The organism is Leptothrix ochracea L12 (assembly GCF_000262525.1).
This window is the reverse complement of the sequence record NZ_JH660670.1, coordinates 1-22,500: the sequence shown is the minus strand read 5'-3', so window position 1 is coordinate 22,500 and position 22,500 is coordinate 1. Positions and strand designations below refer to the sequence as shown.

General features: G+C 57.8%; 18 protein-coding genes and 3 pseudogenes. 8 read left to right on the top strand and 13 right to left on the bottom strand.

Going from position 1 to position 22,500, the window contains the following annotated elements; translation table 11 throughout:
- The first annotated feature begins 85 nt into the window (after positions 1–85).
- From LEPOCDRAFT_RS02925 to LEPOCDRAFT_RS00400, 3 genes are all read left to right on the top strand, one after another.
- Positions 86–481, top strand: coding sequence for a hypothetical protein (locus LEPOCDRAFT_RS02925; protein WP_156793921.1), 396 nt, complete (start codon positions 86–88; stop codon positions 479–481).
- Between the two features lie 617 nt (positions 482–1,098).
- The gene (gene dcd / locus LEPOCDRAFT_RS00405; RefSeq protein WP_009453194.1) at positions 1,099–1,668 is read left to right on the top strand and encodes a dCTP deaminase; all 570 of its coding nucleotides are present in this window, start codon (positions 1,099–1,101) and stop codon (positions 1,666–1,668) included.
- Positions 1,669–1,801: 133 nt separating this feature from the next.
- Positions 1,802–5,119 carry a PAS domain-containing protein gene (locus LEPOCDRAFT_RS00400; protein WP_009453193.1) on the top strand — a complete coding sequence of 1,106 codons (3,318 nt, stop codon included), beginning with the start codon at positions 1,802–1,804 and terminating at the stop codon, positions 5,117–5,119.
- Positions 5,120–5,190: 71 nt separating this feature from the next.
- On the opposite strand, the gene LEPOCDRAFT_RS00395 is transcribed toward LEPOCDRAFT_RS00400, so the two are convergent.
- From LEPOCDRAFT_RS00395 to LEPOCDRAFT_RS00335, 13 genes and pseudogenes are all read right to left on the bottom strand, one after another.
- Positions 5,191–6,516, bottom strand: a complete 1,326-nt coding sequence (locus LEPOCDRAFT_RS00395; protein ID WP_009453192.1) for a UDP-glucose dehydrogenase family protein — start codon at positions 6,514–6,516, stop codon at positions 5,191–5,193.
- A 150-nt stretch (positions 6,517–6,666) separates the two neighbouring features.
- Positions 6,667–7,827 carry a FimV/HubP family polar landmark protein gene (locus LEPOCDRAFT_RS00390; RefSeq protein WP_156793920.1) on the bottom strand — a complete coding sequence of 387 codons (1,161 nt, stop codon included), beginning with the start codon at positions 7,825–7,827 and terminating at the stop codon, positions 6,667–6,669.
- Positions 7,824–8,570 carry a phosphate/phosphite/phosphonate ABC transporter substrate-binding protein gene (locus tag LEPOCDRAFT_RS00385; RefSeq protein WP_009453190.1) on the bottom strand — a complete coding sequence of 249 codons (747 nt, stop codon included), beginning with the start codon at positions 8,568–8,570 and terminating at the stop codon, positions 7,824–7,826. The genes LEPOCDRAFT_RS00390 and LEPOCDRAFT_RS00385 overlap by 4 nt, the downstream gene beginning before the upstream one ends.
- Complete coding sequence (locus tag LEPOCDRAFT_RS00380; protein WP_009453189.1) at positions 8,567–9,061, bottom strand: PAS domain-containing protein; 495 nt, start codon at positions 9,059–9,061, stop codon at positions 8,567–8,569. The genes LEPOCDRAFT_RS00385 and LEPOCDRAFT_RS00380 overlap by 4 nt, the downstream gene beginning before the upstream one ends.
- A gap of 145 nt (positions 9,062–9,206) precedes the next feature.
- Positions 9,207–9,569: a roadblock/LC7 domain-containing protein gene (locus LEPOCDRAFT_RS00375; RefSeq protein WP_009453188.1), complete on the bottom strand. Its 363-nt coding sequence runs from the start codon at positions 9,567–9,569 to the stop codon at positions 9,207–9,209.
- A gap of 55 nt (positions 9,570–9,624) precedes the next feature.
- Positions 9,625–10,266 carry a hypothetical protein gene (locus LEPOCDRAFT_RS00370; protein ID WP_009453187.1) on the bottom strand — a complete coding sequence of 214 codons (642 nt, stop codon included), beginning with the start codon at positions 10,264–10,266 and terminating at the stop codon, positions 9,625–9,627.
- An 8-nt stretch (positions 10,267–10,274) separates the two neighbouring features.
- The gene (locus LEPOCDRAFT_RS00365) at positions 10,275–10,811 is read right to left on the bottom strand and encodes a GTP-binding protein (protein WP_009453186.1); all 537 of its coding nucleotides are present in this window, start codon (positions 10,809–10,811) and stop codon (positions 10,275–10,277) included.
- Positions 10,812–10,847: 36 nt separating this feature from the next.
- Positions 10,848–12,203 carry a hypothetical protein gene (locus tag LEPOCDRAFT_RS00360; RefSeq protein ID WP_156793919.1) on the bottom strand — a complete coding sequence of 452 codons (1,356 nt, stop codon included), beginning with the start codon at positions 12,201–12,203 and terminating at the stop codon, positions 10,848–10,850.
- 202 nt (positions 12,204–12,405) lie between these two features.
- On the bottom strand, positions 12,406–13,068 hold the full coding sequence (locus LEPOCDRAFT_RS00355) for a hypothetical protein (protein ID WP_009453184.1): 663 nt from the start codon (positions 13,066–13,068) through the stop codon (positions 12,406–12,408).
- A gap of 51 nt (positions 13,069–13,119) precedes the next feature.
- Entirely contained in the window at positions 13,120–13,503 is a 384-nt protein-coding gene (locus LEPOCDRAFT_RS00350; RefSeq protein WP_009453183.1) for a bactofilin family protein, read from the bottom strand.
- Between the two features lie 554 nt (positions 13,504–14,057).
- Complete coding sequence (locus tag LEPOCDRAFT_RS00345) at positions 14,058–14,297, bottom strand: formate dehydrogenase subunit delta (RefSeq protein ID WP_009453182.1); 240 nt, start codon at positions 14,295–14,297, stop codon at positions 14,058–14,060.
- Positions 14,288–15,175: a formate dehydrogenase accessory sulfurtransferase FdhD gene (fdhD, locus tag LEPOCDRAFT_RS00340; RefSeq protein WP_009453181.1), complete on the bottom strand. Its 888-nt coding sequence runs from the start codon at positions 15,173–15,175 to the stop codon at positions 14,288–14,290. The genes LEPOCDRAFT_RS00345 and fdhD overlap by 10 nt, the downstream gene beginning before the upstream one ends.
- Positions 15,165–15,695 (bottom strand): annotated as a pseudogene (locus LEPOCDRAFT_RS00335) (molybdopterin oxidoreductase family protein); the annotation flags it as partial. The pseudogene LEPOCDRAFT_RS00335 and the gene fdhD, both read right to left, overlap by 11 nt.
- Here LEPOCDRAFT_RS00335 and LEPOCDRAFT_RS00330 point away from each other — a divergent pair.
- From LEPOCDRAFT_RS00330 to LEPOCDRAFT_RS00310, 5 genes and pseudogenes are all read left to right on the top strand, one after another.
- Positions 15,688–16,893: pseudogene (locus LEPOCDRAFT_RS00330) on the top strand (OFA family MFS transporter); the annotation flags it as partial. The pseudogenes LEPOCDRAFT_RS00335 and LEPOCDRAFT_RS00330 overlap by 8 nt on opposite strands.
- A gap of 52 nt (positions 16,894–16,945) precedes the next feature.
- Positions 16,946–17,467 (top strand): NAD(P)H-dependent oxidoreductase subunit E, encoded by a 522-nt coding sequence (locus LEPOCDRAFT_RS00325; RefSeq protein ID WP_009453178.1) that lies wholly within the window; start codon positions 16,946–16,948, stop codon positions 17,465–17,467.
- Positions 17,464–19,089: a formate dehydrogenase beta subunit gene (locus LEPOCDRAFT_RS00320; RefSeq protein WP_009453177.1), complete on the top strand. Its 1,626-nt coding sequence runs from the start codon at positions 17,464–17,466 to the stop codon at positions 19,087–19,089. The genes LEPOCDRAFT_RS00325 and LEPOCDRAFT_RS00320 overlap by 4 nt, the downstream gene beginning before the upstream one ends.
- Positions 19,086–21,970: pseudogene (fdhF, locus tag LEPOCDRAFT_RS00315) on the top strand (formate dehydrogenase subunit alpha). The gene LEPOCDRAFT_RS00320 and the pseudogene fdhF overlap by 4 nt, the downstream one beginning before the upstream one ends.
- Positions 21,960–22,500, top strand: a 541-nt coding sequence (locus LEPOCDRAFT_RS00310) for a formate dehydrogenase accessory sulfurtransferase FdhD (RefSeq protein ID WP_009453175.1), incomplete at its 3' end; no start/stop codon positions are given. The pseudogene fdhF and the gene LEPOCDRAFT_RS00310, both read left to right, overlap by 11 nt.

Below are 22,500 nucleotides of genomic sequence, written 5' to 3'. Positions count from 1 at the left end.
CTTGAGGTGCCCGCCAACGCCTTACCCCCGTGCCAATATGACCTGCGACACCGTCCCCTGAGAAATCAGTGAGCAAAAAAGTCATATGTCCAACCCACCACGCTCCAAGGCCCCGGTGCACGCAGTCCCGCTTTCTTCCGATCCGGCTGCATCGCCCCCCTCGCCCGACGCCACCTCCGAAGTCGTACCCCGTGCCCGACGGCGCCCCTTCTCTAGCGCCGACAAGCGCCGTATCCTCCAAGCCGCTGACCTCTGCACCCAGCCCGGCGAAATCGGCGCACTGATGCGCCGCGAGGGCGTCTACTCCTCTTCCCTGAGCACTTGGCGACGCCAGCGTGAAGCCTCTGACTTGGGGCCGCCCTTGCCCCTCAAAAGCGCGGCCCCAAGGCCGACCCCGCGCGCATCGAAGCCCAGCTTATCGCCCAGCTCACCCGCGAGAGGGGCAAGCTGCGCAGCTAACTCGACAAGGCGCAGTTGGTGATCGAGGTCCAAAAAAAGTTACCGCGCTGCTCGATCTCCTGACGGCGCACGACAAGCTCGCCAACACCTGATGGCCCCCGTGCATGCCCTCGCCCCGACCCTCGGCACGGGCGCGGCATGCCGGGCTATGGGCCTGTGGCGGGGTGCGCCGGCACATCAACAAGCCCGTCTGCACCGCCTCACCTTGGTGAGGCCACCCCCGCAACCACGCCACAGACCTTGCCCACCCCTGTCAAGCCTTCTTCGCTTGGTACAACGCCGAGCACTGCCACAGCGGTATCGGCTACATGACACCACACAGCGTCCACTACGGCTTGGCCGCAGACCTGCGGGGATACGACAGGCCACCCTTGATGCGGCCTTTATGGCCCACCCAAATAGGTTCAAAAACAAGCGGCCCGAGTTGCCGCCGATGCCCACAGCCATGTGGATTAACCCGCCCCCTGAGGAGAAAAACCGACCCGCGAATCCGTCATCGACACACTAAATGAACGTCCCAGGATGTCGCAAAATCATTGACACGTTCCGCTCGGCCAGTCTTCAGCGACGCAGCACTTTTTGATCCGGTCCTTCTAGAATCGGTCATCGACCATCTTCTCAACTTCCCTTCCTATCTATATGAGCATCAAGAGCGATTCTTGGATCCGTCGCATGGCCGCCGAACAGCAGATGATTGAGCCCTTCGAGGCCAGCCAAGTTCGCACCAATGCACTCGGACAACGCATCGTTAGCTATGGAACATCCAGCTACGGCTACGACATTCGTTGCGCGCGCGATTTCAAAATTTTCACCAACGTCCACTCCACCGTGGTGGATCCCAAGAACTTCGATGAAAAAAGCTTTGTGGACTTCCATGGTGACGTCTGCATCATTCCTCCCAACAGTTTTGCTCTAGCAAGAACGGTCGAGTACTTCCGCATCCCCCGCAATGTGCTCACCATCTGCTTGGGTAAAAGCACTTATGCCCGCTGTGGAATCATCGTCAACGTCACACCCTTCGAGCCGGAGTGGGAGGGCTTTGTCACACTCGAGTTTTCGAACACAACCCCTTTGCCAGCGAAGATCTACGCGGGAGAAGGTTGTGCCCAAGTGGTGTTTTTCGAAAGTGACGAAGTTTGCGAAACGAGCTACAAAGACCGTGGAGGTAAATACCAAGGCCAAGTCGGCGTTACGCTGCCTAGAACGTAGGACTCACACCCCGACTGTTCACTCTCTTTCCGTGTGCTTGTCCACTGTTTGCACAGGTATCCTTCAGTAAGCCGCCCAACGACCTTCGGTTCGCTGCGTACACTGTGCCTCCAAATGGACATTTTCATGTTTCATGAGTGCGATCACAAACGCTGTCCCGCTCAACATCAGCTTGTTTGAATGCCTTGCGGAGCCTGTACTGGTTTTCGACGCGTCGGTGCGTCTGATCTATGCCAATCGATCGGCCCTCGAAGCACTGCCATGTGATGCAGGTATGGGGTGGTCCGAACTAGGCAGGGTTTTTGATGTCACGATCCTTGAATGGCTACGTGAATCCATCGAAAAACCAGCAAACGCCCCCTTCCCAACACCGCCAGCATCGTTGGTTCACGGTCATCAAGTGCCTGTGGTCACGGCCCTTGGGGGGCAAAGGTGGGCGCTGGTCCTGCCGATTGAAGCAACCGGAGGCGTGATTGGCTCTCGTGTAAACCACGACAAATCCACCCAAGTCGAACAAGAAAAAGCTCTCCACGACATTCTCTGGAGTGTCCCCTTTCCTGTCATCTTGCAGGATGAGTCGTTCCGGTTGATTGATGCCAATCCCATGATGGCCGCCTTAATCGGTGTTCCGCGTGAGCAACTCATCGGTCAAGATCCCGTACGCTGGCAAGCGACGGAAGAACAGTCCCTGCAGCAGTCACGACGCAAAGAGTGGTTGCATGCCCCCCCGGAAACACGTGCACCCCATTTGTCAAATCAAACCTTCGTGGATGACAAAGGTGCGCGACATGCTATCCAAGCAGCGACCTATATTCTTCAAAACCGAGAACAACAGCGGCGATTCCTCTCTATTCTGTGCGAAACACCCATCCCGAACGGGGATACCCCCCACTCCTCGTGGTCAAGACTCGATAGTGCGTCGTCGCAGGACATTCAACTGCTTGAGCTCGACGAGTGGTTCGTACAACTGCCCCAAGCCATGATGTTGCTCGACGAGAACGGTAGAGTGTTACGTTCAAACCATGCCTTCGATGCCCTTCTTGGTTTTCGCTTGGACGATGTGAGCGAAGCCTCTCAGGAAATTCGTTTACTGCTTCACTGGGGGCGAACCCGGCTGACAGTGCCCTTAGAACCCGGGCAGTCATGGTTCACGCCCGAAGCTTTTGTACCCCGCCAGCCAGATCAAGTGCCCAAGCGAGTTCGATCGCTACTGCGCTGCCACACGGCGCCCAACAAGCAGCGGCGCTATATGTATGTGCTCGATGAGCGTCCCCCAGAAGAGCGCCGTGATCCTCGACGCATCCAGCCAGGTTCACTTTTTGATATGTCGGGGGCCGGCTCCGCCATTACTCGTGAGCGTGAAATGGCGTTGTCACACCAAGCCATCAAAGCGGGACCCATTCCTCATCTGATCACCACCCATGGCCATCAAACCGTGAGTCGAGATCGAGTTCTTCCCTCCTCTTTGCACGAGTTTGAACGCCTACAACATGCCTGCAAACATGGGGAAAGTTGCGAGGTTAGGTACGCCATTCGGGATACGGAGCAAGGTGAGCGGTGGTTTTTGACCCGTGTGGAACCCGACCCTCAGCTTGCTCAGGGCGTATCGGTCATCACATTTGATATCACAGAACAACAATTGGCCCGCGAGCGTGCAGAGCATCTGATGGCTGAACTCAATGCCATTTTAGAAGGCTCTCCTGCGGGTATTGCATCCCTGCGTGGGTATCAAGTGGTGCGCAGTAACCGCCGCTTTGAGCGAATCTTGCATCTCCACGCTGGAAGTGCCATCCATGCCGACTTGCGCACGTTACTCGCAGGAAGAACCGGTGGGCTACGCAATCCGCCAGACCTGATGAAATGTATCGATCAAGGGGAAATCTTCGAAGACGAGGTCCACGTCATTCATGAAGATGGACTGATGCATTGGTACGCCGTGACCGTACGCCGGGCCGGCCCTGCAGGACCCACAGCAGATGCGGTGGTGGTCCTGTCTGAAACGTCTCGACTACGCTACCAACAAGAACAGCTCGAAACCGTCACCAGCGAACGGGCCAACCTTGCTCAAATCCTGCATCAACAAAGTGACCGCAGTCGTGCAGTTCTTGATGCCATGCTCGTCGGTGTGGTGACGGTGAATCAACAAGGCACCATCACTTGGCTGAACCGCCCAGCAAGACGAATGTTCTGCGGTGATTTGAAAGATTTCTACGGCGAGCCCTTGGCCTCCGTGGCGCCCATGAATGAGCCAGACCATCCTTTCCGGCACTGCACCTCGATGCTCGAAAAGATGGCTGATAGCGATTCAGCGCAATTTGAAGCGCATGTTCAAGGGCGCGATGGTCGCCGTTTTCTCGTGGTCGGCAACATGGTTGCCACCCTTAATCTTTCAGGCGGTCGCGAATTAACTTTCGCCCTGATGGATATGGACCAGCGACGCATGGCTGAAGCACGCGTGGCTGATGCCCGAGGCATGCTTCAACGCATCATGGCTGCGGCCCCTATGGCGATCACTGTTCACGATGCCAGCACGTTGGCCATCGAACAAATGAACCCCGTTGCAGCCGATCTCGCAGGAGTGCCAGCTGAAGAAGCCATTGGTTGCACACCGGATCAACTCTTCCCGCCGGATTTATCCAACCGGCTACGGGACGACATGCGAACTGCATTAAGTCAACCCACCACATTGACCCAGCGCGAATACCACATTGATAGCCAAGGCACACGGACGCTGTGGGATGCACGCTTCGTTCCTTTAGCTCGGGATGGTGAACAACCTGATCGCATCTTGCTGGTTGCCGCCGACATCACGGCCCAACGTGCAGAGTTGAGCGTCTTGGTTTCTCAGCGTGAAATGCTGGTTCAAGAGGTTCAGAACCGGGTTCGCAACAACCTCCAAAACGTCACAGGTCTTCTCAAGCAAGCTGGTATACGCCGCCCAGAGGTCCACGGGGTGATCACGGAGGTCATTGGCCAAGTGCAGGCTATCGCCCAAATCTATGGCCTATCCACGGGCCCTCAGGGTTTGCTTAGAGTTGTGGATGTGGTTGATGCTGTTGCCCAATCCGTGCAGCAAACATTTGGTCAAATTTTCGAGCTTCAGGTGAATCCAGCCACCACCCCATGGCTGCTTCCCGATGGCGAGTCCATTCCTTTTGCCCTGATCATCAACGAGCTGATGAGCAACGCAGTCAAGCACAGCACCAGTGACTCGCCATTGATCTGTCAGCTACAGCCGATTCACCAAGGCATTCGACTTGAAGTGGTGAATGAAGGCTTGCTGCCGTCAAATTTCCGGGTCGAGCACCGCCCCACCAGCGTCGCTGGTTTGGGCCTTGTGCGAGCGCTTCTGCCTCGACGCCACGCTTCGCTGACCATCGAACAAAACGGCGATCATGTATCAGCCATCATTGAACTGCATACCCCGGTGATTACCCGTCCTCCAGAGTAAATATCTGCAGTAAGCATCGGGGAGGAAAGAGCCGCACTGTGTGCGGCTCTTTCAGTTTGGATCAGACCAACTCAGGGGCGACCGATCGCGTGATATTCAAGTCCGAAGGACCGAATCAAGGCCGGTTCGTAGAGATTACGACCATCAAAAACGATTTTGTCTTTGAGCGATGCCGCCAAGTGCTCAAAGTCGGGTGTGCGGAACTCTTTCCATTCAGTGACGATCAACAAAGCATCTGCGCCAGACACAGCCGCTTGGGCCGATGAAGCCTCATTCACAGCCTCCTCGACATCCACCAACTGGCGTTTGGCTTCATCGATCGCCACAGGGTCATACACCTGAACGCGTGCGCCACGCGCTAGAAGCGCCCGAATAATCACAAGGCTCGGTGCCTCGCGCATATCGTCGGTGTTGGGCTTGAAAGCCAACCCCCAGATCGCGAACGTCCGGCCAGATAAGTCCTCACCATAACGGGTGACAACCTTGTTCACCAAGACCATCTTCTGATCTTCATTGACAGCTTCAACCGCAGTCAAAATGCGTGAAGGCAATCCAGCATCAGCGGAAGTTTTGGCCAAGGCTTTGACATCCTTGGGGAAGCAAGAGCCGCCATATCCGACCCCTGGGTAGAGGAAGTGCGTACCGATCCGAGGATCTGAGCCAATGCCTTGGCGCACCAGTTCAATGTCAGCACCCACGCGCTCGGCCAGTCGAGAAAGCTCATTCATGAAGCTGATACGGGTAGCCAGCATGGCATTGGCCGCATATTTGGTGAATTCGGCGCTGCGAATATCCATCACCATCATGCGGTCCCGATTACGCACAAAGGGCGCATACAAGGCACGCATCAACAAGATGGCACGTTCATCTTCCGCCCCGACCACCACACGGTCCGGCCGCATGAAGTCTTGGACCGCAGCACCCTCTTTAAGGAACTCGGGGTTGGAGCACACCGCAAAATCCAAGGTCATCCGACGCTTGGCCAACTCATCGGCAATCGCAGCTTTGACTTTGTCTCCTGTGCCCACGGGCACAGTGCTCTTATCCACCACCACCTTGAAATCGGTCATACGCTGACCGATGCTACGGGCGGCAGACACCACATATTGCAAATCGGCTGAACCATCTTCATCCGGAGGCGTCCCCACAGCAATGAATTGGATCGTGCCATGCGCCACGGCATGATCCACATCAGTGGTGAATTCAAGACGCCCCGCTTGAACGTTGCGCTGAACCACTTCCAGCAAACCCGGTTCATGGATCGGGATGCCCCCCTCCTTAAGAATTCGGATCTTGGCCGGATCAATGTCCAAGCACAGTACATGGTTACCCATCTCAGAGAGACAGGCTCCGGTCACAAGTCCGACATAGCCGGTCCCGATAACAGTAACTTTCATGAGGAACTTTCCGTCATAAAAAGAGCGGCGACACCGGCTTGAAAAGTCAGGTCCAAAAGGGCCCTACCTCATACCGACATTCACCGCTCAGACAAACCAATTTAAAAGGCCTTGCCTGCTCATTTCAGGCGCGGCAAGACCTATTCCGCATCACAACCGTGCCATAGCCCCTTGGGCTTCTTCTTTCTGGCCTTCATCGCCTTCACGCAACACAATTTCGAGTTGCTTGCGCGAAGCGTCACGATCCTTGAGTTCAAGGTAGGCACGCGCCAAAACCAAGCGCAACGCAGACTCTGCCAAAACATTGGGCACCTGCGGTGGAACGGCACCCTCTTTCTGCACCATCAGTACAGCGGTATCGTGCTGTTCAAGCTGCTTGGCTAGATCCAACGCTGCCGTAGAAACAGTGGTCGGCGCTCTCAGTGATGCACGTTTGGTGGCCGCTGCCTCCATCACCGCAGCAGCCTCAGCCATCATTTGCTCAGACGGGGCTCTACGCAGTACGTAAACCAAAACCCCAGCACCGATGGTTACGATGAGCAACCCAACGGTCCACGCCCAAGCGTTCCCATCACCCCCATGTCCTCCCACCGCATCTACGGTAACGACGGGTTTCGCCGTGGCCGTATAGCTGGCGGCGGAGGCCACCGATATAACCGCCGGGGAGGCAGCCGACACAGCCGCCAAAGGTCGAGCACTGCTCGTGGCAACCTCGGGAGTCGCCACTTTCGATGCAGCGACCGCAGGCGTCTTAGTAACCGCCGCTGGCACTGGCTTCACCACTGCCTCGCTCGGGTTCGATGCAACCGCCTTCAGGGCATATAAGGCGGGGGCCTTGCCTTGATGATTGCGACTACTCTCATTGGCCATTAAGGCCGAAGCTTTGGCCGAATCTTCAGCACGCATCTCTGCCAAGGTTGGCAAGGTCAGGACAGCACCTTTGCGCAGACGATCAACGTGACCACCCACAAAAGCATCCGGATTACGCCGCAAGATAGCCACGATGGCTTGATTGCGATTGACACCGACTTGCGTCCCCCCCCCACCAATGGCCCGCCCCGCGATATCCCACAACGTATCCCGTGCTGTGATCGGTGGCAGTTGCAACGCTGAATCACCAGCACGAACCGGTACTGGCACTGAAGCCGACGAGACAGCGGCTAGAGACTCGGCGGCCAGCGTCTGCAAGGAAGCAGCCGCTAGGGCCAACGCCATCAGGGTATGCGAGAAGGAGCGTTGCATGGCCTTGGACACATTCACGAAGAAATTAGGGGAAGAGAAAACGGACCGCCAGCCGACATCAACCGTCAAGCTGTCAAGGTATCCATCAGATCAATCATGAACTCAGTGTCTTCTTGCGTTTGAATCTCCCAGCCTTTCAAGCCCAAGGATTCCAAGACACGCTGCCCAGCTTTGTCGGCATTCATCGCCAACAAAGCTTCGACAAGGTGCTCTCGATGGTCTTTGAAGCGCGGGCAAACCAAAAGAACATGGCGCACAACACCGACCTGACTGGTCACCAAGGGGCGTAATTGCTTACGCACCACGGGGCTAAGGTGATCGTAGGCATCCTTGAGAAAGTAACCTACATCCGCTTGACCGCGCAGCAAATTCTTTGCCACCAAGGTGTACGAATTCACTGTTTGCACATGAACGTTTTGTGCATTGAGGTCAGCCGGTTCCAACATGATCTTGCCGATCATGTTGACGTCTGGATCATCCGTAGCGGCAATTCGCGTACCCGGCTTGAGATCCTCAACATGCTGCACCGGACTCTCGTCAAGCACGGCCACCACTGCTTCATCGGCTTTACCGATCGGAGCAGCCACAGCAACAAAACCCTTCTCGCGGACCAACATCACAGCATCGAAAGGATTTGCGTAGATCAGATCGACTTTTTCCTCTTCGAAGGCTCGGCGCTGCGCCTCAAAATTGTCATACAACTCGAAGTGGATCCGAACGTCCAGCTTGCGCTGCATCCACGTGTTGAAGATGTACCAACCCGCGATGTTATCGGGTGGAAAATCGGGGCTGGCCGTCAGATTGAAGGTCATGCTTTCTTCTCCTCGGCGAGCATGCGGGCGTAAAGCTCCGTGCACTCGTTGATCTTGGTACGCGATGGCTTACGACGTACCGAGGTATAGCCAATGACTTGATCGTTACGGATATTGGGAATGGCCGTGGCAAAAACCCAGTAGTAGCAACCGTCTTTGCGTAGATTCTTAACGTAACCCTGCCATGTGACACCACGCTGCAAGGTTGCCCACAGATCAGCAAAGGCTGCAGCAGGCATATCGGGGTGACGCAAAATGCTATGCGGCTGACCGATCAACTCCTCACGGGTAAACCCAGACATATCGATGAATGACTGATTACCGTGAGTAATGTTCCCTTTGGTGTCCGTACGAGAAACAATCAACTTGCCATCGGGATACGGAACCTCTTTATCGAGTGTCAAGACAGTCCGGCAGAAACCTTCGTAGTAGCACAGCCGATGCTCGCGGTAGGGTCCTTCCGCGAGCTGGACTGGTTCCATGTCTTTCATGATGAACCCTGCGACAAATGTTATGAGTAGTAGTGGATGAGCAACCGTTCACGGCCGTCAGTTCGGCGAAGCGGAGGCGTGTGCCAGAGGGAAAGCGAGCCCCAGCACCGCTTCGCGCAAACGTGAGACGGACACTCCGATGAGATCAGATGATCTTGCTGATACTGTCAGCAGCACGCTTGACGTCTAGGAAAATCAGCCCCAGACGAGCATTGGACTTCAACAAAGCGGTGATCACAGCATCCGGGCCGGCATGCGCCATCAGGACATAACCGCGCTGTCCCTTGACCAGCACTTGCTCAAGCTCGCCACGAGCCAGTTCACGGGCGGTCCGATCACCCAAGGAAAGCATTGCGGCACTCATCGCACCCACACGATCTTCATCCATGCTGGCAGGCAACAAGGAGGCCATCATCAGGCCATCGGTGGAGAGAACAGCTGAGGCTTCAATATCGGCGGTTGAGCCGTTGAGTTCGCTGAGAATCGAGTTGAGAACGTCTGCACGCATGAAAAAGCTCCTTACAGGATGGAGGGAAGAAGTCAAAAAGAAAGGGATAACACCGTCAAGCCGGACCACCGCCGTAACGCACACCAAGCGACCAGACCAACGTGGTGAATGCTGATTGGTTGAATCTGGGCAAGCCCCCTACAATCAGCACGAAGTATTCGCTACCGATATACAACGGCCAAAACCCAATTTCTGCGTAGCCACTTGCATTGACCATGCCCCAACCGTCAGTGCGCAAGCGCATGTTGTTGTGCAATAAGCGTGCATGACGTTCATGGACGCTGGCCAAGTCAGCCGCCAAGGCCGCGAGCTCTTCGGAAGTCTCGTGGGCAAAGCCGGCTGTCCCTAAGTACAAACCGTTCTTTTCCGCCAAAATCGCATTGCCCTCATCAGACAACTGCATCAGCAAGGGATGCAACAAAGCTTCGATGCTGTCAGGAGGAACCCCCACCGGCATGGGCAAGCCTTGAATAAAACCGGACGACTGGAGCCGATAGATGAACTCGAGTGCATCAGCCTCGCTCAAAGACATCCATTCCTGCACAAGCGGTACTGACAACCGGGGCGTCTCTGGTTCACGCAGCAACCGCTGCAGAAAATTACGCGCCGGATCGCGTGTGGGACGGCTTGCAGCGTAATACGCCCCTGCGGGCGTCGGGTGCAAGTAGTACTCGCCGGTGAGGGTGTATTGGTCCATGATCGAATTTAGATACCGGGGTCAAGCGACAACAGCAACGACTGCACCAAGGTCGAGACATCCTCACGCTTGCGTCCATCGACTTCATAGACTGGCGCAGAAAGATCAAGCTCCTTGAGCTGGGCAACATACTCTTCGATCGTCGGTACGCGGTTGTTGTCCATCTGAGTGATCCCAACCACAAGTCGGGTACTGTCGATGAAACTGCGAAACGCGTTCACGTAGAAGCGCATGTCTTGGAACGGATCAGGCCGCGTGTTGTCGAGCAGCAGAATGATTCCGATCCCACCCTTGGTGAGAATATCCCACATGAAGTTGAAACGTTCCTGCCCTGGGGTGCCATACAGATGCACCTTCTCGTTCGGCCCAAGTCTGATCATTCCGTAGTCAAGCGCCACCGTGGTGTTGGGCTTGCGACGGGTGGTCATGTCAGAGGCTTCCTCCTCAGTCGTGATCGGCTCAATATCGCTGATCGACTTGATCGCGGTCGTCTTGCCTGCTCCGACCGGACCGGTAAAAATGATTTTGTGGTCTTTGTGAGACATGAGAAAAGTTCCTGGGTCGTGTGATCGCCGTGACGCTTACTTGCCCAACCAGTTGAACAGGCGGGTCAGCAAGCCGCGGTTGCCTGGGCCCTTGCGCTTGGCTCGGTGAATATGCGATCCATCTTCTGTCACCAAATCCAGCTCAAGGGCTGCGTTATAGAACGCAAAGATGTAACGCTGAGGGATATGCAGCACACGTGCAGTCTCGGAGATTGAGGCTCCCTTGATCGCCCAAGCAGCGGCAATTCGCAACGAATGCGGTGTTCGCTGGAGTCGCGTCATGTTCGGCCAATGCTTCAAATAGACCGGCTTATCGGGATTCACACCGGTCGGCAATCGCCCACCTGCGGTTTCCATCGCAGCACGCCACAACAAAGCATCAGCACGTAATACGGCTCCCGAACTTTCGAATCGAGGACGCATCTTGGCAAAATCACCAGCACTGACCACCCGCGTCTTGGGGCGCTTCGTCATGCGCAACCCGTAAAGCTGGGTCAGCTTGGCCGGATCAAAACCAAGATAGATATGGTTTTGCAAAGTGTCGACCACCACCGCACCTTCGGGCAGATCGAACTGCGTCGGCACCCGCCATTTCGCACTGACCAAATACGCCTCTTTCAAGGCTGCGATCAGGTATTGGTTGGGGTCGTAACGCAACGCAGAACTAGACGCAAGATCCGCTGGCGATGCATCTTCACGGGTACCACACAACAATTCCTCGTCGTGTTTTTCCTGTTGAGAGATCACCAAATCTTGCTTACTAGGATCATGCGGCTCAGCAACCCCCTGCTCAGGAGCAGCGGGAACTGTTGCCACAGACACAGGGGGGGCAGACTCTGATTCCACCGCCGGAGATGAAATCGGCTCCGCATCTGACGGTGCTAGGGCCGCGTACGAAGCCGGCACAGCAGCCATTGGGGCAACGGGGGCAACCGGTGCCGGTGCTGACACCGATGCAGCGGTCACAAAACGCTCAAAATTCGGCTTGTGTGACTCCACCGCAGCAGGCGGGGGATTCAACACTTGACGCATGAGCCCGCCGAAATCAGGTCGCACGGTCGTAGGTGGCACCTCATCCCGAGCCACAGGGGCCGGAGCCACCGTTTCCCGACGGGTTTCCACCTGAACCAATGGCGCAGATGGAACCATAGGGGCCACCTGCTGAGGGACCGGCGCTGCAGGTGCAGAGCGATGCCACTTACCTGCGTTCAAAGCAGCTGCCGCTGCCAGCAAAGCTGCCGGCGTCACAGGCTTTTGCACCCAGACAGCGCCATCAATCTGATGTGGCGTTACCGACAGTGCAATGCCGGGTTTAGCCGTTCGAGCATGAAAATCATTCCATCGCTGCATCGACTCCTGGGTATCGACATCAAACACGGCCGCATCGGCCATGCTCTCTTGGCTTGGAACGAAACTGGTGCGGCCGGTGCTCGTGAAGAAGAACTCGAGCACGGCCTGCGTGCGGGGTGGCAGGCTAAGCAATGCCACCTTTAATCGGTTTTGCGACTTTGAAGAGTCCACGTCAATCGCACTATTGGAAGTTGAATCGGTTTATGAAAATGAGGGCCTAATCGGCAAGAAATGGATTTCTCGTCTAGACCCAACCTTCAGGGGCAGCGGCCCCCTGTTCTTGTAGTCGCGCCACCATCGCTGCAACAGCGGTGTCATCACGACTGTGTTTGTAGATCAGTAGCAACTCATTGGCGATCGCCACATCTGTTGGGTTAGACAACAAAGCTCCCTCCAGCAACTGTTTTGCGCCATCCAAATCGCCGTCGTCAAGCAGTGAAATAGCCTGCTCCAAGACACCCACTTCGGCCACAGCGATTCGCTGCTTTTCAACCAATCGACTGACACCGATGATGGCCGGATCCAAGACAGACCCTGGCGCACTCGGAAGTTGAGCATCTGGCCGTAATCCTTCTACCAAACAGTGCCGAAAGAAGAGCTGATCATCCGGATCGAGATGAGACGCAGCACGGTCCAGCAGCTGTTCGCGCAAATGGCGACCGTTGGGGCCTAAGGCCAGAAAAACGTCGAGCAAAGCACCAAAAAGCCGATCAGACAAAGGCACCTGAGCCGCCAGCAAAACACGCCGTGTGTGCGACTCCAAATCCTTGGGGTTCCGACTCACCGCCGCAGTGAGATGGCGCCAAGCATCCAATGGGGGACACGAGGTACTCGGAGCCAACCAGCTTGACGACGCAATCGCGAAAGCTGGATCAAACGAGAACTCAACAGGGCGTATGTCTTGCATGGCGTTTGGACTCGTGATCGTCGTGTTGATAGTTGTCAGAGCAGAGTGGCATCAGCCACCCACCTTGTGTTTAACGAGCCGGCCATCAATCACCGATCCCGCCTCCATTTCGAGTGAGCCGTAATAGACATCCCCCGAAACCTTGGCACTGGCACGCAACTCGACAAGTCCTGTCACATAGACCGACCCATCGATTCGACCAAAGACCACTAAATTGGACACTCGCACATCTCCATCGATAAAACCGTGCTCACCCAGCGTGAGCGTACCTGCCTTGACGTCCGAAACCGTGACATCACCTGTAATTCTTCCGTCGATGCGTAATCCGCCACAAAAAACCACGTCTCCAGTAACCGTTGTGTCTGCACCAATCAGGCTATCCACACGTTGCTGCAAAGGCTCCGCCACTTTTTTTGTGTTTCGTCTAAATAGCATGGCTTTATGGAATCAGATTTCAGGAGGCTTGAATTCTTTGTTCAGATCATCTCTGCATTTCAGACAACTCCTGATTCGCATCGTTGAAACGATTGTAGAGAATGTCGGCATGCACAGGCTATGAAATAGTGACGCCTATCAGGGTAAAAGTGACAATCATCAACGTGACATTGGTCACGAATCGTGAATAGATGGTTTTATAGCCCTATTCCAGATTAATGGGGCCGGCATTGCCACAAAAGGTAACAAGGCATCTAAGCATGCGCACATGCGTCGTGCAAAGCACGCAATCACGCTAGACACAGATTGCCCGATGAAAAAAGTACGTGGTGAATATCGCCTTGGACACATGGATAACAACAGCACCATCCATGGACGTTATAGCGATCAAGATAAGTTCGATTAAGCCCATCAAAGCTTTGATCTAAATCACGAGGTGATCTGATTATTTTGCAATCACAGAAACCAGCATGGGCGCGTGAAAATTTATCGGTAGCTTCATAAATACGCTCCAGAAACCTTGTGAAAGTAGCCGCCAACTTCTGCGATCAATATCACTTTCCGGGATCTATCGCAGCACGGTGCCTCTGAATAGCTTCAACAACCAGAGGATGCAAAGTGTCCCCAACAGCATCGCCATGCTCAAGCCCTTGAAGCAACTGCCGCCGCATACGTGGCTCCCAGAATTTTTCCAAATGCAACGCAATGCCCTCCAAAGCTTCGCTGTGATCAGGCATCGCCGCGAAAAAATCGCCAATGCGGTTGGCCATCTGAATCAGGTGATTCACGTCCATGTGGAATCCTTTCCAGCCCCATGATGCTCGCAACCCGTGTCGATCCGATGGGCATGGGTGTAAACCACCATATCGCCTGAGCGCACAAAACCCAGCAGCGTCAACCCAGCCTGATCGGCCATGCGCACAGCCAAAGCGGTTGGCGCAGACATGGCAGCCAGCACCGGCACCCGCGCCGTGACCGCCTTATGCACCATCTCAAAACTGGCCCGACTGGTGATGAGCATAAAACCGGCCGTCGAGACCTCATCCTCTGCCAAACCACTGGCACGAGCACCGATCACCTTGTCAAGTGCATTGTGTCGACCCACATCTTCGCGCACCCATTGAACCGCACCTTCGCCGTCGCACCATGCCGCTGCGTGTACGGCACCGGTCTGACGCTGCAAACTTTGGCGAGCCAGCAATTCGGTTTGAGCTTTTTGCAAGGCAGCCTTTGAAAGGTACAGGTTCTCGCTGCCATCAAGCCCAGTGCTTGATATCAGGGGCTTAGGGGCTTGCACGGCCTCTTTGAGACTGTCTTTACCGCATAAACCGCAACCCGTTCGCCCGGCCAAGACCCGCCGCCGCTCTTTCATACGCATGAAACAACGCAACGTCACGCGCAATTGCAAGGTGATCCCAATCTCAGCGGGTTCCACTTCGATGTCCAGCAGATCGTCGACACGATCAATCAACCCCTCGGTCAGCGCAAAACCCAGCGCGTAATCCTCAAGATCGATCGGGCTGGCCAGCATGATGGCGTGGCTCAAACCGTTGACCTCAAAAGCAATCGGTACCTCTTCGGCCAACCAGTCCGTCACCGCCGGTCGAAGTTCGCCCGCACGCACGCGCAGGACCTCGGCCCTTGATGCCGATGGCGGAAGCTCAAACACCATGCGTGCGCTCATCGAGTAGTTTGTGCTGCACTTGGCTGAACTGCTCGTGATCCGCCTGCCAAGTCGAGCGATGCGCCGCTGTGGGCATCACCCGAGCGATCTGCACCGCTGTCACCTTGTATTCAGGGCAATTGGTCGCCCAATCCGAGGAATCGGTGGTGATCACGTTGGCCCCCGACTCGGGGAAATGGAAGGTGGTGTAGACCACGCCCGGCTGAACACGCTCGGTGACCCGGGCACGCAACATCGTTTGACCCACTCGACTCTCCAAGCTGACCCACTCGGCGTCTTGAATACCGCGCTCCTCGGCATCAAGCGGATGAATTTCAAGCCGGTCCTCGCCGTGCCACGCGCTGTTGGCGGTTCGGCGGGTCTGAGCACCGACGTTGTATTGACTCAACACCCGGCCGGTGGTGAGGATGAGCGGAAAGCGCCGGGTGATCTTCTCGTCGCTGGGCACGTACTGGGTGATGAAGAAACGCCCCAAGCCCCGCACAAAGTGCCCCACATGCATGATCGGCGGTATCGGGCTGGGTTTGGGTTACATCTCGCCCGTGAGTACGCTCATCAAGTGGTTTCCGGACCGGCGTGGCATGGCCACCGGCATGGCGATCATGGGTTTTGGCGGTGGGGCGATGATTGGTTCACCCTTGGCCGCTGAGCTGATGAAGACCTTTGCATCGAGCACGGGCGTGGGGGTTTGGCAAACCTTTGTGGTGATGGCCTTGGTCTACTTTGTCTTCATGATCGGCGGCGCGCTGGGCTATCGCGTGCCGGCCACCGGCTGGAAGCCGGAAGGCTGGACGCCGCCAGCGGTGCAGGGCAGCAACGTCATGATCACTTATGGTCATGTGCATGTGAAAAAGGTCTGGGGCATTCCACAGTTCTGGCTGGTTTGGATGGTGCTGTGCATGAACGTCTCGGCCGGCATCGGCGTGATCGGCATGGCCAGCCCGATGTTGCAAGAGGTCTTTGGCGGCGGCCTGATCGGCTTGGACAAGAAATACCTCGAACTCGACAAGGTGCAACTCGCTGCTATTGCGGGCGTGGCCGCAGGGTTCACGGCGCTTTTGAGCTTGTTCAATATTGGCGGGCGCTTCTTCTGGGCCAGCTTGTCGGACAAGTTGGGCCGCAAGATGACCTACGTGGTGTTCTTCGTCTTGGGCGGCTTGCTCTACGCCAGCATCCCGGCCAGCGCAGCCGCAGGCAGCAAGTTGCTGTTTGTCGCAGCGGTGTGCGTGATCCTGAGCATGTACGGCGGGGGCTTTGCCACCGTGCCGGCTTACTTGGCCGACCTGTTTGGCACGCAAATGGTGGGTGCGATCCATGGGCGCTTGCTCACCGCTTGGGCCACGGCAGGGATCCTCGGCCCGGTGGTGGTGAATTACATGCGTGAATATCAGCTCGGCTTGGGTTTGCCGCGTGAGCAGGTCTACAACCAGACCATGTACATCTTGGTTAGCATGCTGGTGATTGGTCTGATCTGCAACCTGATGATTCGTCCGGTCGATGCCAAGCATTTCATGAGCAAGGCCGAATTGGCCGAAGAAAAGCGTTTGGCCCACGAACGCAACGCTGCTGGGGATATTGGCCCAAGCACGCAGAGCTACCATGCCTCGCCCGTGATCTGGGTGGTGCTGGCTTGGACGGCGGTGGGTGTGCCCTTGGCGTGGGGCGTTTACAAAACCTTGATCAACGTCGGCAAGTTCTTCCAATAATGCTGAACGGACCCCGCTGACCAAGTTCAGCAACTTCATCAGGAGACCCACCATGACCGTGCGCCCCGAGCTTTCTCCTGACACCACGCAGGCCACGATTCGGGCCACGGTGCTGGCTGTGGTGGCGGAGCATGCTGGGCAGGAAGGGCCGCTGTTGCCCATCCTGCACGCTGTGCAGCAGCGCTTGGGGTGGCTGCCGCCCGAGGCGGTGGTGACCTTGGCCCAAGCCCTTCATCTGTCGCGCGCTGAGGTGCATGGGGTGGTGAGCTACTACCCGCACTTTCGCCTTCAGCCGGTCTTGGGCGCGGTGGTGCAGGTGTGCCGCGCCGAGTCTTGCCTGAGTCGCGGCAGCGAGGCCCTGCACGCCCAAGCGCAGGCGCATGCCCATGACGTCGGCGGCTGCCATGTCGAATCGGTGTACTGCTTGGGCTTGTGTGCGCTCTCGCCCGCCATCGCCATCGATGGTCAGCCCCATGCGCGCCTAAGCTCGCAGCGTTTGGCGGCCTTGCTGGATCGCTTGGTTGAGACGCCCCCTTCTGCGCCCTTGGCCTCTTCACAAGGAGCCTCGGCATGAGTCCCTCGATGACCTCCATGACCCTGTACGTGCCTTGCGACTCGGCCGCCTTGGCGGTCGGGGCGGATGCGGTGGCGCAAGCTTTACAAGCGCGCGCCCAAGCGGATCGGGTGGATCTGCACTTGATCCGCAACGGCTCGCGGGGTCTGTTTTGGCTGGAGCCGCTGGTGGAGGTGGTCGGTCCGCACGGGCGCGTGGCCTTCGGGCCGGTCGCACCGGAGGACGTGGCCGATCTGTGGCCTGCGCTGCTGGCCGAAGGTGCTGAGGGCGCTGCGAACCCGAGCGTTGCCCATCCGCTGTGCCACGGGGTGACGGCTGCGATGCCGTACTTGGCGCGACAGGAGCGGCTCACCTTTGCGCGCATCGGTGTGACCGATCCGTTGTCTCTAGAAGACTACGCCGCGCACGGCGGCTGGGTCGGCCTCAAAGCAGCGGTGACTCAAGCGCCTGAAGCCATCGTTCAGGCGGTGCTGGATGCGGGCTTGCGCGGGCGGGGCGGGGCGGCGTTTCCAGCGGGCATCAAATGGAAAACCGTGGCGGCCGCGAGCTGCACGCCCGGTGGTGTGAAGTACGTGGTTTGCAACGCCGATGAAGGCGATTCAGGCACGTTTGCTGATCGCATGGTCATGGAGGGCGACCCGTACATGCTGATCGAAGGCATGGCGATTGCCGCGTTGGCGGTCGGGGCGGAACGCGGCTACATCTATGTGCGCTCGGAGTATCCGCACGCGGTGGCGACGTTGAACGAGGCTCTCCGACGCGCCCAAGCGGCCGGTTGGATCGGGGCCGATGTGGCCGGTTCAGGGCGACGTTTTGAGTTGGCGGTGCGCATGGGCGCGGGCTCTTACGTTTGCGGCGAAGAAACCGCGATGTTGGAGAGCTTGGAAGGCAAGCGCGGTGTGGTGCGTGCCAAGCCGCCTCTGCCAGCGATCCACGGGCTGTTTGGTCAGCCGACCGTGATCAACAACGTCCTGACCTTGGCGGCGGTGCCCTTGATCTTGGCGCGCGGGGCGGCGTTTTACCGTGACTTCGGCATGGGCCGCTCGCGTGGCACCTTGCCTTTCCAACTGGCAGGCAACATTCGCCACGGTGGGCTGGTGGAGAAAGCGTTTGGGCTGAGCTTGCGTGAGCTGCTGTTTGACTTTGGCGGCGGCAGCGCTACGGGGCGGCCTATCAAAGCGGTGCAGGTGGGCGGGCCGCTGGGGGCCTATGTGCCGGCCGAGCAGTGGGATGTGCCGCTCGACTACGAGGCCTACACCGCCATCGGTGCGGTGCTGGGGCATGGCGGTGTGGTGGTGCATGACGACAGCATGGACATGGCGGCGCTGGCGCGCTATGCGATGGCTTTTTGCGCCGTCGAGAGCTGCGGTAAATGCACCCCGTGCCGGATCGGCTCGACCCGTGGGGTGGAGGTGATCGACCGCATCCGCTTGCTGCGGGATCGCCCTGCGGAGCGTGACGCGCAGGTCGAGTTGTTGCGCGATCTGTGTGACACGATGCTGCACGGCAGCTTGTGCGCCATGGGCGGGATGACGCCGTACCCGGTGCTTTCGGCGCTGAATCACTATCCGGCCGACTTTGCAGCTGACTTGGGTCAGAACCCGAAGGGTAGTGCGACATGAAAGACATCGACTACGGTACACCGGCGGTAGCGTGTAGCGAGACGGTCACGCTGCGTATCGACGGCTTTGACGTCACGGTGCCCAAGGGCACGTCGCTGATGCGCGCAGCGGTGGATGCGGGCATTCAAGTGCCCAAGCTTTGCGCCACCGACATGCTGGAGCCCTTCGGCTCGTGTCGCCTTTGCTTGGTGGAAATTGAGGGCCGCAAGGGCTATCCAGCCTCATGCACCACCCCCGCCGAGGCGGGCATGACGGTGCGCACCCAAAGCCCCAAGCTGCAACAGCTGCGCAAAGGGGTGATGGAGCTCTACATCAGCGACCATCCGCTCGATTGCCTGACATGCAGCGCCAACGGCAACTGCGAGTTGCAGACCCAAGCGGGCGTGGTGGGTTTGCGCAACGTGCGCTACGGCGTGGGTGAGACCGACGTCGCCGGCGTGACGGGGCGGCATCATTTGGATCTGCCCCAAGACACCTCGAACCCGTACTTCAGCTTTGACAGCAGCAAGTGCATCGTCTGCAACCGCTGTGTGCGGGCTTGCGAGGAAGTGCAAGGCACCTTTGCGCTGACGATTTCTGGGCGTGGTTTTGAAGCGCGCGTCTCGCCGGGCATGAATGAGTCGTTCATGCAAAGCGAGTGCGTCTCTTGCGGGGCCTGCGTGCAGGCTTGTCCGACGGCGACTTTGCAGGAAAAAAGCGTGATCGAGCTGGGTCAGCCCGAGCACAGCATCCTCACGACTTGCGCCTATTGTGGTGTGGGCTGCGGATTCAAGGCGGAGATGAAAGGTGCTCAAGTGGTGCGCATGGTGCCGTGGAAAGACGGCCAAGCCAACGAGGGCCACAGCTGCATCAAAGGCCGTTTTGCCTGGGGGTATGCGACGCACAAGGACCGCATCACCCAGCCGATGATCCGCGCCAAGATCAGCGATCCGTGGCAGGAAGTGAGCTGGGACGAAGCCTTCAGTCACGCTGCGGCTGAGTTCCGGCGGATTCAGGCCGAGTACGGTCGGGACGCGGTGGGCGGGATCACGTCGAGCCGCTGCACCAACGAGGAAGCCTATCTGGTGCAAAAACTGGTCCGGGCGGCCTTGGGCACCAACAACGTCGATACTTGCGCGCGGGTGTGCCATTCCCCCACTGGCTACGGTTTGGGCCAGACTTTTGGCACCTCGGCGGGCACGCAGACCTTCAAGTCGGTCGAGCACACCGATGTGGCGCTGGTGATCGGGGCCAATCCGAGCGAAGGCCATCCGGTCTTTGCGTCACGGCTCAAGAAGCGCTTGCGTCAAGGTGCCAAGCTGATCGTGATTGATCCGCGTCGCATCGAGTTGGTGGACAGCCCGCATATTCATGCCGAGGCGCATTTGCAACTCAAGCCCGGCACCAATGTGGCCGTGATCACTGCGTTGGCCCATGTGGTGGTGACGGAGGGCCTGATCAATGAAGCTTTTGTGGCCGAGCGCTGTGAGCCCAAGAGCTTTGCCCAGTGGCGCGATTTTGTGGCGCGCCCCGAGCAGTCGCCCGAGGTCACGGCCGAGATCACCGGCGTGCCCGCTGAAGCGGTGCGCCGTGCGGCGCGGCTGTATGCCCAAGGGGGCAGCGGCGGTAACAGCGCGATCTATTACGGTTTGGGCGTGACCGAGCATGCGCAAGGTTCGACCATGGTGATGGGCATTGCCAATTTGGCGATGGCTTGCGGCATGGTCGGCCGAGAGGGCGTGGGCGTGAATCCGTTGCGCGGTCAAAACAATGTGCAGGGCAGTTGCGATATGGGCAGCTTCCCGCACGAGTTGCCGGGCTATCGCCATGTGTCGGACACAACCGTGCGCGCCTTGTTTGAGTCCGCTTGGGGCGTGACGCTCGACCCGGAGCCGGGCTTGCGCATCCCCAACATGTTCGACGCTGCCTTGGACGGCAGTTTCAAAGCGCTCTATGTGCAGGGTGAAGATCCAGCGCAGTCTGACCCCAACACGCAGCACGTGGCGGCAGCCTTGGCGTCGATGGCCTGTGTGGTGGTGCAGGACTTGTTCCTGAACGAGACCGCGCAGTACGCCCACGTGTTTTTGCCGGGGTCGTCCTTTTTGGAAAAAGACGGCACCTTCACCAACGCCGAGCGCCGCATCAACCGCGTGCGCCAAGTCATGCCCCCGCTGGCAGGCTTGGCCGATTGGGAAGTGACGCAAAAGTTGGCGCAGGCTTTGGGCTATCCGATGGCCTACCGTCACCCGAGCGAGATCATGGATGAAATCGCCGCCCTCACACCCAGCTTTGCCGGGGTCAGCTTCGACAAGATCGATCGTTTGGGCAGCGTGCAGTGGCCGTGCAACGACAGCACCCCTGAGGCCGGCACGGCGATCATGCATGTGGGGCACTTTGTGCGGGGCTTGGGGCGTTTCTTCATCACCCAGTACGTGCCCAGCGACGAGAAGATCACCCGGCGCTTTCCGCTCATCCTCACCACCGGCCGGGTGTTGAGTCAATACAACGTCGGTGCTCAGACCCGCCGAACCGCCAACAGCGCGTGGCACGGCGAGGACCGGCTTGAAATTCATCCGCTTGATGCCGAGGAGCGCGGTATTCAAGACGCCGAGTGGGTCAGCTTGGAGAGTCGAGTGGGTCAAACGATGTTGCGTGCCCGGGTCACCGAGCGTGTTCAGCCGGGCGTGGTCTACACCACCTTCCATTTCCCCGATCGGGGGCCAACGTGATCACCACCGATTCCTCGGATTGGGCGACCAATTGCCCTGAATACAAGGTGACAGCGGTGCAGATCGCTCGGGTGATGCCCACAGCGGCGCATCGCTCGACTTGGCAGGCGGATCACGAGCAGTTCAGCCAAGTGCAGCACAAACTACTCGATGAGCGCACGCATGGTGTTTGAGCTTCCGCCATCGGCATCAAGGGCCGAGGTCCTGCGCGTGCGTGCGGGCGAACTTCGACCGGCGGTGACGGACTGGTTGGCCGAAGAGGTACCGATTGCTTTTGAGGTCAACGGTTTGAGCCACGCCATCATGCTGGCCAGCCCGATCGATCTTGAGGATTACGCGCTGGGTTTTGCGCTGACCGAGGGGTTGATTGATCGTGTCGACGATCTGCTGGACATCGAAGTGGAACCCGCTGAGATTGGGATCACCTTGCAATTGCGCGTGACGTTGCGTTGTTTCATGCGTATGAAAGAGCGGCGGCGGGTCTTGGCCGGGCGAACGGGTTGCGGTTTATGCGGTAAAGACAGTCTCAAAGAGGCCGTGCAAGCCCCTAAGCCCCTGATATCAAGCACTGGGCTTGATGGCAGCGAGAACCTGTACCTTTCAAAGGCTGCCTTGCAAAAAGCTCAAACCGAATTGCTGGCTCGCCAAAGTTTGCAGCGTCAGACCGGTGCCGTACACGCAGCGGCATGGTGCGACGGCGAAG

Excerpts from the sequence above, each read along its gene's own strand:
- LEPOCDRAFT_RS02925 (WP_156793921.1), top strand. The coding sequence starts at position 86 with ATGTCCAACCCACCACGCTCCAAGGCCCCGGTGCACGCAGTCCCGCTT.
- dcd (WP_009453194.1), top strand. The coding sequence starts at position 1,099 with ATGAGCATCAAGAGCGATTCTTGGATCCGTCGCATGGCCGCCGAACAG.
- LEPOCDRAFT_RS00400 (WP_009453193.1), top strand. The coding sequence starts at position 1,802 with ATGAGTGCGATCACAAACGCTGTCCCGCTCAACATCAGCTTGTTTGAA.
- LEPOCDRAFT_RS00395 (WP_009453192.1), bottom strand. The coding sequence starts at position 6,516 with ATGAAAGTTACTGTTATCGGGACCGGCTATGTCGGACTTGTGACCGGA.
- LEPOCDRAFT_RS00385 (WP_009453190.1), bottom strand. The coding sequence starts at position 8,570 with ATGACCTTCAATCTGACGGCCAGCCCCGATTTTCCACCCGATAACATC.
- LEPOCDRAFT_RS00380 (WP_009453189.1), bottom strand. The coding sequence starts at position 9,061 with ATGAAAGACATGGAACCAGTCCAGCTCGCGGAAGGACCCTACCGCGAG.
- LEPOCDRAFT_RS00375 (WP_009453188.1), bottom strand. The coding sequence starts at position 9,569 with ATGCGTGCAGACGTTCTCAACTCGATTCTCAGCGAACTCAACGGCTCA.
- LEPOCDRAFT_RS00370 (WP_009453187.1), bottom strand. The coding sequence starts at position 10,266 with ATGGACCAATACACCCTCACCGGCGAGTACTACTTGCACCCGACGCCC.
- LEPOCDRAFT_RS00365 (WP_009453186.1), bottom strand. The coding sequence starts at position 10,811 with ATGTCTCACAAAGACCACAAAATCATTTTTACCGGTCCGGTCGGAGCA.
- LEPOCDRAFT_RS00360 (WP_156793919.1), bottom strand. The coding sequence starts at position 12,203 with ATGGCCGATGCGGCCGTGTTTGATGTCGATACCCAGGAGTCGATGCAG.
- LEPOCDRAFT_RS00355 (WP_009453184.1), bottom strand. The coding sequence starts at position 13,068 with ATGCAAGACATACGCCCTGTTGAGTTCTCGTTTGATCCAGCTTTCGCG.
- LEPOCDRAFT_RS00350 (WP_009453183.1), bottom strand. The coding sequence starts at position 13,503 with ATGCTATTTAGACGAAACACAAAAAAAGTGGCGGAGCCTTTGCAGCAA.
- LEPOCDRAFT_RS00345 (WP_009453182.1), bottom strand. The coding sequence starts at position 14,297 with ATGGACGTGAATCACCTGATTCAGATGGCCAACCGCATTGGCGATTTT.
- fdhD (WP_009453181.1), bottom strand. The coding sequence starts at position 15,175 with ATGGTGTTTGAGCTTCCGCCATCGGCATCAAGGGCCGAGGTCCTGCGC.
- LEPOCDRAFT_RS00325 (WP_009453178.1), top strand. The coding sequence starts at position 16,946 with ATGACCGTGCGCCCCGAGCTTTCTCCTGACACCACGCAGGCCACGATT.
- LEPOCDRAFT_RS00320 (WP_009453177.1), top strand. The coding sequence starts at position 17,464 with ATGAGTCCCTCGATGACCTCCATGACCCTGTACGTGCCTTGCGACTCG.